The sequence below is a fragment of the Hymenobacter humi genome, assembly GCF_042665855.1.
In the GTDB taxonomy this organism is placed as follows: domain Bacteria; phylum Bacteroidota; class Bacteroidia; order Cytophagales; family Hymenobacteraceae; genus Hymenobacter; species Hymenobacter humi.
Genome location: NZ_JBHTEK010000001.1, coordinates 970,636 through 983,544 on the forward strand (window position 1 = coordinate 970,636; position 12,909 = coordinate 983,544).

Sequence of the window (12,909 nt, forward strand, 5' to 3'; positions counted from 1 at the left end):
AGACAGCCAGTTCCCTGCGCCCTACTTTCCGCCTATCACCATGAAATTTCTACGCAATGCCGTGCTGGCATTTTGGGCCTTGGGCCTGCCCCTTACCGCCTGCGCTCAGGCCCCGGCGCTCACCACCTTCACAGTGGGCCAGACTACGGTCACGACGTCGGCCCTCAGCACTGGCCTCGACCACGTGTGGGAGCTGGTATGGGGCCCCGACAACTTTCTTTGGATGACGGAGCGCAGCGGCCGCATTAGCCGCGTGAACCCGGCCAGCGGGCAGGTGTTGCCGCTGCTTACGCTGCCCGACGTGACGCCCACCGGCGAAAGCGGCCTGCTGGGCATGGCCCTGCACCCCGACTTTGCCACCAGCCCCTACGTGTACGTGGTGTACAACTACACCGAGGCCGGCGCTTTGAAGGAAAAGCTGGTGCGCCTGACCTACTCGGCCTCGGCCAATACCCTCACGGCGCCGCTGGTGCTGCTCGGCAACATCGCTGCCACCACTACGCACAGCGGCTCGCGCCTGCTCATCCTGCCCGACCGCACCCTGCTCATGACCACCGGCGACGCTCAGCTGCAGCCCGAAGCCCAGAACCGCGCCTCGCTCAACGGCAAAATCCTGCGAATGAACCTCGACGGCACCGTGCCGGTCGACAACCCCACGCCGGGCAGCCTGGTCTTCACCCTGGGCCACCGCAACCCCCAGGGCCTGGTGCGTCTGCCCGATGGCCGCCTCTACAGCTCCGAGCACGGCCCGAGCAACGACGACGAAATCAACCGGATTGAAGCCAACCGCAACTACGGCTGGCCCACCGTGGAAGGCCTCTGCAACCTGCCCAGCGAAACCGCCTTCTGCACGGCCAACAACGTGCGCGAGCCCCTCACCACCTGGACGCCCACCATCGCCCCGGCCGGCCTCACTTACTACGACCACCCGGCCATCCCCGGTTGGCGCGGCAATTTGCTTTTGGCCACCCTCAAAAACACGCAGCTCATACAGCTGGCCCTCAGCCCCGCCGGCGATGCCATCACAGCCCGCACGGAATTTCTAACCGGAGATTTTGGCCGGTTGCGGGCCATCTGTGTCTCGCCCGAAGGCAAGGTGTACCTCGGCACCAGCAACGGCGGCACCGACCGGATTATCGTGCTCGAGAACCGCGCCTACGTGGCCACCGCCACCCGGCCCGCCACCAGCTTCGCGTTCGATTTGTTCCCCAACCCCACGCGCCGCCAGGCCACGGTGCGGCTGCCGACGCCGGGTATCCGCCTCACCATCCGCGACGTGCTGGGCCGTACCGTGGCCACGCTGCGCCCCTTGGGCACCACCGCCACGATGGACCTGAGCACCCTGCGGCCCGGCAGCTACCTCATTCAGGCCGACGGGCCGGGCGGCAGTGCCACCCGCAAGCTGGTGGTGGAGTAGGGGCCAGGCGCTAGGCCAGGCGGTGCCGCTCGTTCTTCACGGCGTTTTGCACCGTCCACTTCACTTCGTGCTCGAACGGGTGCTGGCGCACGGGGCAGTCGGCCATGAGGCACAGCGAGCAGGCGGCGAAGGTACAGGGGTCGGAATGGACGAACATCTCCACTTCCACCGCAAACCGCTCCCGGATTAGCTCCTCGATATCGAACAGCTGCGAGTGCACTTCCTCCAAGGTGAAGTAGTAGGGCATCTGCATGTGGCAGTCGATGTGCAGGTTGGCGCCGTAGCGCTGCACGCGCAGGTTGTGCACGTCTATCCAGGGGGCGCGGCGCTGGGTCTGCAGGCTCGTCGATTACCTCGGCCACGATGGCCGTGTCGGTTTCGTCCATCAGGCCCGACACCGAGTGGCGGAGCATGCGGCCCCCGTTCACCAGAATGAAGCCGCCCAGCAGCAGGGCCGCGCCGGAGTCGAAGCGCACCTGGCCCGTGGCCGCCACCAGCACCAGCGCCGCCGACGACACGATGGACGTGAGCGCATCAATGTAGAGGTGCTGCCCGTCGCCGACCAACGCTACCGATTTAAGGCGCTTGCCGGAGCGCACCAGCACCAGGCCCACGCCCAGGTTTACCACGGCCGTGCTGGCCAGCAGCGCCACGCCCCAGTCGGGCCGGGCCACCGGGTGCGGGTGCAGCAGCCCCAGCGAAGCGTTGTAAAGGATAAAGGCGCCCGCGATGAAAATCAGCGCGCCCTCGAACCCCAGCGACAGATTCTCCACTTTGCCGTGGCCGTAGGGGTGGTTTTCGTCCTTGGGTAGGCTGGCCAGGTGCAGGCTGTAGAGCGCAAAGCCGCTGGTAAACACGTTGATGATGCTTTCTAGGGCGTCGGTGAGGACGGCCTGCGAACGGGTGAGGTGATAGGCGTAAAACTTAACAGCCACCAGCCCGGCGCTCACCACGAGGGAGAGCATGCCGAGGCGGCGCTTGGTTTGGGAAGGCGTCATGCAAAGCGGATTTCCCTGCAAAGGTCGGGCTTGGGGTGCGAGAAAAATTGAGCCGACTTATCGGCGCCTTTGCTCGCGCTTACCAGCCAACTAGCTCAACTCCCATTGCACAGCTTAAAAACTGAATCGGGCGCGAAACCTTTTTTCAAATATCGGGTATTTAAGGTAGTCGAAAATAATTTTTAGGTGAGCCTAAAAATGCGTACCTTTGATTTGAAACAACCTCATACTGTGCCGCCTTCCACCATCACCGAGCCCAAGCTTCCCGCGCCCGAAGCCGGCTGGCGCCATGCCCGCCGTGCCAATTCGCTGAGTGAGGTATACGCCAGCATCAAGGTGCCGGCGGTCGACGCCTCGTTTTGGCGCAAGCTAAAAGCCTTCTGGGGCCCCGGGCTGATGGTGGCCGTGGGCTACATGGACCCCGGCAACTGGGCCACCGACCTGGCCGGCGGCTCGCGCTTTGGCTACACGCTGCTCTCGGTGATACTGATTTCCAACTTGTTTGCCATGCTGCTCCAGCACCTGGCCGCCAAGCTGGGCATCGTGACCGGCCGCGACCTGGCCCAGGCCTGCCGCGACCACTACTCCCGGCCAGTGAGTTTGGTGCTGTGGTTTTTGTGTGAAATCGCCATTGCCGCCTGCGACCTCGCGGAGGTCATTGGCTCGGCCATTGCGCTCAACCTGCTCTTTGGGCTGCCGCTGCCCTGGGGCGTGGTGCTCACCACGCTCGACGTGCTGGTGGTGCTGTTCTTCCAGAGTCGCGGCTTCCGCATCATCGAAAGCATTGTGGCGGGACTAACGGTGGTGATTTTCGGCTGCTTCCTCTACGAAATCATCGTCTCGCAGCCCGAGTGGGTGGCCATGGCGCACGGCCTGGTGCCCCAGCGCCAGATAGTGACCAACCCCGGCATGCTCTACATCGCCATCGGCATCCTGGGCGCTACCGTGATGCCGCACAACCTGTACCTGCACTCGAGCATCGTGCAAACCCGGCAGATTGAGCAAACCGAACCCGGCAAGCGCATGGCCATCAAGTTTGCCACCATCGACTCGACGGTGGCGCTGTTCCTGGCGTTTTTCGTGAACGCCGCTATCCTTGTGCTGGCCGCCGCCGCATTTCACAACAACGGAATGTTTGAGGTAGCCAAGATTCAGGACGCCTACAAGCTGCTGGCCCCCGTGCTCGGGGCCGGCGCCGCCAGCATCCTGTTTGCCGTCGCGCTGCTGGCCTCGGGCCAAAACTCGACCCTGACGGGCACGCTGGCTGGCCAAATCGTGATGGAAGGCTTCCTCGACCTCAAGCTCAAGCCCTGGGCCCGCCGCCTGCTCACGCGGCTGGTGGCCGTGGTGCCGGCCCTGGTGGTATCCATCATTTACGGCGAAAGCGGAACGGAAAAGCTGCTGGTATTCAGTCAGGTAATCCTGTCGATGCAGCTCAGCTTTGCGGTGGTGCCGCTGGTGCTCTTCACCAGCAGCCGGGCCAAGATGGGCGTGTTTGTGAACCGCCCCGTGGTGAAGGTGGTGGCGTGGTCGGTGTCGGCCATCATCATCGCCCTGAACGTGTACCTGCTCTGGCAAACCCTGGTCGGGTAGGGGAAGGCCAAGCCTTCGAGTATCAACCGAGCCACTAGCTCACCGAATCCGACGAGGCAAATTGCGTCGGAGGCGGGCGGTGACACTTATCCAGTAAGTCCATCGCTATGAAAACATTGCTTCTCTTTCTGTGCCTATTGCCGGGCGTGGCCTGGGCCCAAACCGGCACCCTCACCGGCGCCGTGCGCGACGGCCGGCGCGCGGCCGTGCCCTTCGCCAGTGTGGCCATCGCGGGCACCGGTCTGGGCACCATCGCCGACGCCGGCGGCCGCTTCCGCCTCCCGGGTGTGCCGGCCGGCCCCGTGCGCCTGCACCTGAGCGCGGTGGGCTTTGCCGCTTTGGAGCGCGACACCGCCCTGGCCGAGGGCCAGACCCTGGACCTGCAAATTGAGCTGGCCGCCGCCGCGGCCGCCCTGAGCGAAGTGGTGGTAACGGGCGTGAGCCGGGCCACCGAAATCCGCCGCAGCCCCGTGCCCATTGCCACCTTGGGCCGCCGCGAAATCAACCTCAATGCCAACACCAACGTGATTGACGCGGCCGTGCGGGGCATTCCCGGGCTGAGCGCCGTCACCACCGGCCCCAACGTGTCGAAGCCCTTCATCCGGGGGTTGGGCTACAACCGTGTGCTGACTCTCTACAACGGGCTGCGCCAGGAAGGCCAGCAATGGGGCGACGAGCACGGCGTGGAAGTCGACGGCTACGACATCGAGCGGGTGGAGGTGGTGAAAGGCCCCGCCAGCCTGCTCTATGGTTCCGACGCCGTGGCCGGCGTCGTCAACCTGCTGCCGGCCTTGCCCAACGGCCCCGAAGGCCAGGCGCGGCGAAGCCCTGGCCGAATACCAATCCAACAACGGCCTGCTGGGCAACTCGGTGGGCCTGAACTACCAGCGCAACGGCTTCCAAACCAGCTTCCGGGCCAGCAACCGGATGGCCCGCGACTACCGCAACAGCGTGGACGGCCTGGTGTACAACACCGGCTTCCGGGAGTTGACGTTAACCGGCATGGCCGGCGTGCGCAAGGCCTGGGGCAGCTCGCACTGGTACCTCACGCTCTACGACAACCTGCAGGAAATCCCCGACGGCAGCCGCGACTCGCTCAGCCGCCGCTTCACCCGGCAGGTGGCCGAAACTGGCCTGGATGACATCAAAAACCGCCCGCTGGTGCCCGACGACGAACTACGCTCCTACGCCATTGGGCCGCTGCACCAGCGCATCCGGCACTACCGGGTGTTCACCAAAACGCAGGTGCAGCTGGGCGGCGGTGAGCTGCACGTGTTGCTCGGCGCCCAGCAAAACAGCCGCGAAGAATTCAACCACCCTACGGCGCCCGCGCAAGCCGGCCTGGCCCTGCGCCTCACCACCTACACCTACGACCTGCGCTACCACCTGCCCACCTGGAAAGGCCTGGAAATAAGCTTGGGCAGCAACGGCATGGGCCAGCTCAACCGCCACCAAAACGCCACCGATTTCCCCATTCCCAACTACAACCTGCTCGACGCGGGCGGCTTTCTGCTCCTGAAAAAGCCGGTGGGCAAAGTGGAGCTGAGCGGCGGCCTGCGCTACGACACGCGCTTGGTGACGTGGAATAATTTCTATGTGGCCCCAAACCCGGCCACTAGCTTCAACGCGGCCGCCGGGCCGGCCACCTCCGGCTCGACGCTGCCGTTTCCGGCGTTTCGGCAGCGCTACCAAGGCGTGTCGGCCAGCCTGGGCGCCAGCTACGCCGCCACCGAGCAACTGACGCTGCGCGCCAACCTAGCCCGCGGCTACCGCGCGCCCAATATCCCCGAAATTGGCTCCAACGGCCTCGACCCCGGCGCCCACATCGTGTACCTGGGCAACCGCAGCTTCCAGCCCGAGTTCAGCTGGCAGCAGGACGTGGGCGTGCTCTGGCACCAGCCCACCCTCGACGCCAGCGTGGAAGTGTTCCACAACTTCGTGCAGAACTTCATCTACCAAGCCCGCTTGTTCGACGCGGCCGGGCAGCCGGTGGTGGTAGTGCCCGGCAACACCACCTACCAGTTTCAGCAAGCCGCCGCCCGCCTCTACGGCATCGAAGCCAGCCTGAACCTGCGTCCGGCGGCCCTGCCCTGGCTAACCTGGAACAACAGTCTGGCCGTGGTAAACGGCCAAACGGCCGACGCGGCGTTGCTCGAAAACCAAGGCGCCGCCGCCCGCTACCTGCCGCTGATTCCGCCCCTGCGTGGTCGCTCCGAGCTCCGGGCCACGCTGCCCGCCGGCCAGGGCCGCCTCAGCGGCACATATATCCGTGCCGCCGTGGATGCCAGCGCCCGCCAGTCCCGCTTCTACGCCCTCGACAACACCGAAACCGCCACGCCCGGCTACGCGCTGCTGGGCCTGGGCGCCGGCACCACCTACTCCAGCCGCGCCGGCCGGCCCGTAGCTCAACTTTTTGTGCAGGTTGATAACGTGTTCGATACCGCCTACCAGGCCCACCTCAACCGTCTGAAGTATTTCGAATACTACCAGACTGATCCGAACGCCCGCACCGGCATTTACAACCCCGGCCGCAACATGAGCCTGAAAGTGGTGGTGCCCTTTTAGCGAAGACTGACTCTCCTGCCGGCGCTAGGAATTGAGGGTCAAGGCGGCGGCAATCGGGCCAACCGCAGCAAAGCACAACGGTAGGACCTTTTTGAAAATGCCCCGTACACGGCGCATGAAACAACTTTTCTGGTGTTTGTGCCTCCTGCCGGCCATCGGTTTCGCACAGGAAGCACCCAAAAAACTTCCCCTACGACTCGGCCCACTTTAGCTGGCGCAAGCCCGTGCCCGGTGACCGCCTCCGCGAGATGCGCCCTGACCGGCCGGGCGTCACCGAAAGCCCGTTCACCGTGGATGCCGGGCACGCCCAGGTCGAGGTAGACGGCTTGCGGCTGATAAACAGCGGCTCGGCCCAGCAAACCCGCACCCGCGACCTGCACGTGGCCTACAGCAACGTGAAGTTTGGCCTGAGCCGCCACACCGACCTTCAGGCCGAAGTGCCGCTTTACGCTATTGCCAAACAGCGGCCCCAAAGCGCCAGCGAGTGGCAGGACCGCAACTCGGGCTTCGGCGACCTGGCCATCCGGCTCAAGCACAACTGGTTGGGCAACGACGAGAAAGTGCCCGTAGCGCTGGCCACCATCGCCTTTGTGCGCCTGCCCACCGGTGGCGCCGCTGGCAACGGCGCCGCTGAATACGGCCTGATACTGCCCCTGAACGTGGAGCTTAGCAAGAAAGTGACCCTGGAAGCCCAGGCTGGAGTCGGACCTGAACTACGACCGCGAGGAAGCCCAGCGCTTCCTGCGCCTGGCCCCGTCGGTGGCGTTCGACTACGAATTCACCAAAAAGTAAGCCTGCTGGCCGAAGGCGTCACGCAGTGGAGCTCCCTGCAGCACCAGTGGCAGAGCTCCGTGAACCTAGCCCCCATCTTCAACATCACCGACAACTTTCAGGTAGATGTCGGCACCCACCTGGCCCTGGACCGGCAGATAGACCACGAGTATTTTGTGGGCTTCACGCTGCGCCGGTAGAAAGGCAATTATCAGTGACAAGTGACAAGTGACGAGTGACCAGTTGGCAGTAAACAAAAAGGCCGTCATGTCGAGCGCAGCCGAGACATCTCGCGTGTGGTAGTAATCCAATCGTCTGTCATGCTGAGCTTGCGAAGCATCTTCTCACGTCTCAACGATTCGTGCTCACTTGATAAGATGCTTCCTTCGTCAGCATGACAGGAGGCGCGAGCGAGATGTCTCGACTACGCTCGACATGACGGCCTTCTTGTTTACTGCTCACTCGTCACTCGTCGCTAGTCACTGTCTTCCCCTATCTTTGCCCCCGTCAAGGTGCCAACCCCCAATCGCGGGGCGCGGCTGAAAAGGGAATCCGGTTCAATGCCGGAGCTGTCCCCGCAACTGTACGCTTCACATCGGGGTGGGCCCCGCACGCCACTGTTTCCGGTTGGTTTTCAAATTGAAAATCAGCTCAAGAATGGGAAGGCGGCCCACTCGGCGGAGCAAGCCAGGAGACCTGCCCGGACATTCACAGGTTCAGCATTCGCGGAGGACGAATGGAGAAAGAGAGCAGCCGCAGCCTTCGGGTCGCGGGTTTTTAAACTGTTTTTCGGCCTCGGCCCGGCAGTGGTTTCCTTCCAATTGAAGCGAGCTGCGGCGGGTTTTGAATCGAATTTTCTTCATCGAAAATTTGATTCGGATGCGTTTTTCATTTTTTAGTCGGCCCGCCCGCTGGTGCGGATTGCTGCTGGTGGCCGGCCCAAGTCTGGCCCAGGCCCAGCAGCTCCCGGTGGCCGCCTCGCCGCCCGACTCAGCTCAACTCCGCCAGCGCCGCCACCGGCTGGCCGAGGTGCAAGTGCGTGCCGTGGGCCCCGAGCGGTTTGCCGTGGGCAGCCGCCGGCTGGAGCTGGATTCGGCCGTGCTAAGCCAATACCGCGGCGGAAACCTGGCCGAGGTGCTGCAGGCGCGCACCCCGCTGGCTATCAAGAGCTACGGCCCCGGCCAGCTGGCCACAATTGCCTTGCGTGGCACGTCGGCCCAACACACGGCCGTGCTTTGGAACGGGCTCAACATCGCGCTGCCCGCCCTGGGCCAAAACGATTTTGCCCTCTTGCCAGTGGGCGCTACCACACGAGTCGCCATCCAGCCGGGCCCCGCGGCTGCCCTCTACGGCAGCGGCGCGGTGGGCGGGGCCGTGCTCCTAAACACCGACCCCGACTGGCGGCCCGGCGTGCACGGCAGCGCCCAAGCCGATGCCGGCAGCTTTGGCCTGGCCGGCGGCAGCTTCGAAGCCCGCACCGCTACGCCGGCCGTGGCCGTGCGCCTGGCCGCCAGCTATCGCGAAGCCCAGAACAACTACCCCTACCTGCTGCGCGAAGCCCGCGGCCCCGTGCGCTACACCCTGCGCAACGCCGCCCTGCGCCACCAGTGGAGTTTCAGCCCCGACGTAGCCTGGCGCGTGGGCGCGGCCGGCGAGCTCACCGCCGCCGCCTGGCTCACCGACACCGACCGCGAAATCCAGTCGGGCGTGAACGTAACCGGCAGTCAGGCGCGGGAGCGCGACCAAAGCCGCCGGCTGGTGTTGGGCTACCGCCACGTGGCGGCCCGGCGCCAGTGGGCTGTGCGCGGCGCCTGGTTCGAGGACGTGCTCAACTACCGCGACGGGGGCGCCCCCAGCAATTCCCGCGTGCGTACCACCCAGGCCCAGGCCGAACATACCGCCGCTCTGGGCGCCCGCGGCAGCCTGCGCGTAGGCGCCGAAGCCCAGCACTTCGCAGCCCTGGTAGATGGCTACGGCACCGAGCCAGTAACCGAAAACCGCGCCGCTGCCTTCGCCTTGCTGCGCTATGACGCCCGCCCCGGCCTGCGCCTGTCGGCCAACCTGCGCCAGGCGGCCCTGCCCGCCGGCCTGGCCCCGCTCACGCCCACCGTTGGGCTGGAATGGGACCTGCTGCCGGCCTCCCCAGATTCCCTCACTCGATTGCTCAGTCACTCCGTCACGCTCAAAGGCAGCGCCGCGCGCAGCTACCGCGCGCCCACCCTCAACGAGCGGTACTGGCGGCCCGGCGGCAATCCCGCACTGCGCCCAGAGTCCGGCTTGGGCTACGAAGCCGGGCTGCGCCACCAGCTCAATTTTAAGCCTGGCACCACCTTGGAAACGGAGCTCACGGCCTTCCGGCAAGATGTGGACGACTGGGTGCAGTGGCTGCCCAGCGCCAGCAGCGGCATCTGGAGCCCGCGCAACCTGCGCCGGGTGCGCAGCCAGGGCCTGGAAGCCAGCACGGCCTTGCGCCGACGCCAGGGGACCTACACCGGCGGGGTGCAGGTGGCGTACCACTACACCGACACCCGCAAAACCCAGGGCACGGACGCCGACTCGGACCCCGTGGGCGTGCAGCTGGCGTTTGTGCCGCTGCACCAGGCCAGCCTGAGCACCGACCACCGCTGGCGCGACTGGCAGGCGAGCGGCACGTTCGTGTTCACCAGCTTCCACTATATCAACGCCTCGGGCACCGATTACTTGCCGGCGACGGGGCTGCTGGGCGCCACACTGGGCCGCACGGTGCGGGGCCCCGCCGGCACTAGCCTGCTCGTGCTCGTGCAAGCGTCCAACCTACTCAACCAGGCCTATTTCAGCTACCCCGGCCGCCCGGCCGCTCCGCGCGCCTTGGGCGCCAGCCTGCGCTTGGGCTGGAATTAGCCGGTCGTCGGCTATTTTCTAATAATCTCTTTTACCCATTTATTACTGGCTGAGGCCAGTGCTTTACCTAATGGAAAAACAGTTTGCTCCTTTCATTTTAAGCTTAGGTTTGCTCACAGCCTGCGACCCTGAGCAGGAAGTCGTGACGCCGGTGCCGATGGCCACCACCGGCGTGTTTGTGCTCAGCGAAGGTCAGTTTGGCGCCGGCGACGGGGCGGTGAGTGCGTTCGATAAAGCCACGAAAGCGCTTACTGTGGATGCGTTCGGCAGTGCCAACGGTGCCGCCAAGCTCGGCGACGTGGTGCAGGACATGGGCGTGCAGGGCAGCCGCGGCTACGTCGTGGTCAACGGTTCCAATAAAATCGAAGTGGTGAACCTGCCCGATTTCAAAACGGTAGGTACCATCGCCGGGCTCGACCAGCCGCGTTTCTTTACGTCTACCTCAGCTACCCGCGGCTACGTTACGGAGTGGCGCGGGCCCTACACCGGCTACCTGCCGGGCGTGCTCAGCATCTTGGACCTGGGCACCAACACCGTGACCAGCCGCGTGACGGTGGGCCGCAACCCCGAGCAGCCGCTGGCTCTGGGTGGCAAGGTGTACGTGCCCAACAGCCTCGACAACACCATTTCGGTGATTGACGAAGGCACCGGCCGGCTGTCGGCCACCCTCACCGTGGCCGACGGGCCCTCGAGCCTGGTGGCCGACAAGGGCGGCAACATCTGGGTGCTGTGCACGGGGTTTGTATCCTATATCGCCACGGCGCCTTATATCGTGCAAACGTCGGCCGGCACGCTGTTGCGCTTCAGCCCCAATGCGCCCGCCACGCAGCTCAAGCTCACGTTTCCGGCCACCGGCAGCCCCGGCAAGCTGCGCATCAACCCGGCCAAAGACCAGCTGTACTACAGCTTTGGCGGGGCCGAATACCAGTTGAGCACGGCCGCCACGGCCCTGCCCACCACGCCCTTTATCCGGCGCAGCTTCTCGGGCTTTGCCATCGACCCGCGCGACAACACGGTGTTTGCCACCGTTTCGCCCAGCTACAACTCTAACGGCCGCTTTATCCGCTACCAGCCCACGGGCGTGCCCATCGACTCGTTCAATGTGAAGGTGGGGCCCAACGGCTTTGTGTTTTACTAGACTTTATCTCTACCTCGATTCTGCAAAACAAGGAAAAGGCCCCCGCCGTACGGCAGGGGCCTTTTTTGTTGGGCTGGGTTGGGCTGCCGGTTAGTCGGCGATGCCGTCGTGGTTGCGGTCTTTGGCTTCGGCGGCGGCTTTGTAGAGCTCTTTGCCGGTAGGCTTGTGGGGAGCGTTAGACCGGTTGGTGCCGGACGTGGCCGAGTCACCGTTGGGCACGCTCTCGTCGGCCATGATGGTGGGGCGTTTTTTCGTGTAGCCGCGCTCCACGTTGGTGTCGCCCTCTTTGGTGCCGGAGCTGCAGGCGCTAAACGTGGCGGTGATGGCGCAGGCCACGACGAGGGAACGGAGAAATGGTTGAAGCAGCATGAAAGAGCGTAGGAGAGGGAGTTAAGAATGGAGCGACGCTGCAAGGTAGAAAAATAACCTGCCGCGGCGCAACCCGAACTCTTCGGCCCGGGTACGGTTGTAGCGTTGGGCTTGCTCCTTAGGTTGCGTGCCGCCCGGTCCTTCTTGCTTATCCGCTGATGCCCAATTCGATTCCTTCGCCCATCGTGGTGCCCGCCCCGGCCTACACGTACCCTGAGTTCCGGGCCCTGGTAGGTGCCCTGGTGGCCGAGCGCCGCACCACCGGCCCCGACCAAAGCCCCGGCCTGGTGCGCTACACCCAGCAAAACGAGGCCCACCTCGACCGGGCCTACGCCCTGCCGCTGCTGCCAGAGCTGGTCGCGGCGCTGACGGAGCTGGCCCGCCCCGAGCAGTGGCTGGTGCTGGGCGAAGCCTGGTGCCCCGACACGGCCCACGTGGTGCCCGTGCTGGCGCGCCTGGCCGAGGCAAGCGCCGGCAACGTCCGCCTGCACGTGCTGCTGCGCTCCGAGCACCCCGCCCTGATGGCCGCCCACCAAACCAACGGCGGCAACAGCATCCCCAAGCTTATCCGGCACGAGCGGGCCACCGGCGCTCATTTGGGCGACTGGGGCCCGCGCCCGGCCGCGGCCCAGGCGCTGGCGCACCAGCTACACGTCGATAAGGAACTGCATACCAACATCATAATCACCACCATGAACGCCTGGTACCACGCCGACAATGGCCTGGCCATGCACCAGGAATTGCTGGAGCTGTTGAGCTAGCATGGGGCATTAACCAATTTTTTTGCCTATTTTCACCTCCCCGATTTCCAGGATTATGCTTGCACCCTTGCGCCATCGCCTCCAAAAACATGTTGCCACCTGGCCCTGGCGGCGGGTGGGCGTGCTGGCTGGCGTGAGTTTGGCGCTGGCGCTAATGCTGGTGATTTACCTGTTTGGCTTCAGCGACCATTTTTTCGGTCGCCTTTTTCCCGCTTTTCTCGTACTCTTCTGGCTGCTGGCCGTTACGTTCCTGGCCGTGGTGCCGTTCGTGACGTGGGCCACCGGGCATTGGTTTGGGCCGGGTTGGGCCGAAGCCTCGACTCCGGTTCCGCGCCCGCGCCGGGCCAGCAGCGGTTCTGCAGCCGTTCGTTCTTATTCTCCACCGGCCACCTCGCGGCGGCCCGAAACACGTTAAAG

General features: G+C 64.8%; 10 protein-coding genes, 1 pseudogene and 1 riboswitch. Of the genes and pseudogenes, 9 read left to right on the forward strand and 2 right to left on the reverse strand.

Annotated elements, in window-relative coordinates:
- Positions 1-40 precede the first annotated feature (40 nt).
- Positions 41-1,417, forward strand: a complete 1,377-nt coding sequence (locus ACFQT0_RS05425) for a PQQ-dependent sugar dehydrogenase (protein ID WP_380201035.1) — start codon at positions 41-43, stop codon at positions 1,415-1,417.
- Here ACFQT0_RS05425 and ACFQT0_RS31545 read toward each other — a convergent pair.
- A complete protein-coding gene (locus ACFQT0_RS31545; RefSeq protein ID WP_449272042.1) occupies positions 1,366-2,415 on the reverse strand; it encodes a cation diffusion facilitator family transporter in 1,050 nt (349 codons plus the stop codon). The two genes, ACFQT0_RS05425 and ACFQT0_RS31545, sit on opposite strands and share 52 nt — an antisense overlap.
- Before the next feature lie 231 nt (positions 2,416-2,646).
- Between ACFQT0_RS31545 and ACFQT0_RS05440 the strand changes: the two genes are divergently transcribed.
- The 6 genes and pseudogenes from ACFQT0_RS05440 to ACFQT0_RS05465 all read left to right on the forward strand — a co-directional run bounded on the left by ACFQT0_RS05440 (position 2,647) and on the right by ACFQT0_RS05465 (position 11,362).
- Positions 2,647-4,008, forward strand: coding sequence for an Nramp family divalent metal transporter (locus tag ACFQT0_RS05440; RefSeq protein WP_380201037.1), 1,362 nt, complete (start codon positions 2,647-2,649; stop codon positions 4,006-4,008).
- 107 nt (positions 4,009-4,115) lie between these two features.
- Positions 4,116-4,721 (forward strand): annotated as a pseudogene (locus ACFQT0_RS05445) (carboxypeptidase-like regulatory domain-containing protein); the annotation flags it as partial.
- Between the two features lie 157 nt (positions 4,722-4,878).
- Positions 4,879-6,573 carry a TonB-dependent receptor domain-containing protein gene (locus tag ACFQT0_RS05450; RefSeq protein WP_380201039.1) on the forward strand — a complete coding sequence of 565 codons (1,695 nt, stop codon included), beginning with the start codon at positions 4,879-4,881 and terminating at the stop codon, positions 6,571-6,573.
- 224 nt (positions 6,574-6,797) lie between these two features.
- Positions 6,798-7,544 carry a transporter gene (locus ACFQT0_RS05455; protein ID WP_380201041.1) on the forward strand — a complete coding sequence of 249 codons (747 nt, stop codon included), beginning with the start codon at positions 6,798-6,800 and terminating at the stop codon, positions 7,542-7,544.
- A gap of 293 nt (positions 7,545-7,837) precedes the next feature.
- Positions 7,838-8,062, forward strand: a riboswitch (cobalamin riboswitch).
- Between the two features lie 161 nt (positions 8,063-8,223).
- The gene (locus tag ACFQT0_RS05460; RefSeq protein WP_380201043.1) at positions 8,224-10,224 is read left to right on the forward strand and encodes a TonB-dependent receptor; all 2,001 of its coding nucleotides are present in this window, start codon (positions 8,224-8,226) and stop codon (positions 10,222-10,224) included.
- Between the two features lie 109 nt (positions 10,225-10,333).
- Positions 10,334-11,362 carry a YncE family protein gene (locus tag ACFQT0_RS05465; protein ID WP_380201045.1) on the forward strand — a complete coding sequence of 343 codons (1,029 nt, stop codon included), beginning with the start codon at positions 10,334-10,336 and terminating at the stop codon, positions 11,360-11,362.
- Between the two features lie 90 nt (positions 11,363-11,452).
- Here ACFQT0_RS05465 and ACFQT0_RS05470 read toward each other — a convergent pair whose 3' ends face one another.
- On the reverse strand, positions 11,453-11,698 hold the full coding sequence (locus tag ACFQT0_RS05470; RefSeq protein WP_380201046.1) for a hypothetical protein: 246 nt from the start codon (positions 11,696-11,698) through the stop codon (positions 11,453-11,455).
- Positions 11,699-11,889: 191 nt separating this feature from the next.
- Between ACFQT0_RS05470 and ACFQT0_RS05475 the strand changes: the two genes are divergently transcribed.
- Both ACFQT0_RS05475 and ACFQT0_RS05480 read left to right on the forward strand, forming a co-directional pair.
- The gene (locus ACFQT0_RS05475; protein ID WP_380201048.1) at positions 11,890-12,492 is read left to right on the forward strand and encodes a thioredoxin family protein; all 603 of its coding nucleotides are present in this window, start codon (positions 11,890-11,892) and stop codon (positions 12,490-12,492) included.
- Between the two features lie 67 nt (positions 12,493-12,559).
- Positions 12,560-12,907: a hypothetical protein gene (locus ACFQT0_RS05480; RefSeq protein ID WP_380201050.1), complete on the forward strand. Its 348-nt coding sequence runs from the start codon at positions 12,560-12,562 to the stop codon at positions 12,905-12,907.
- Positions 12,908-12,909: the final 2 nt, after the last annotated feature.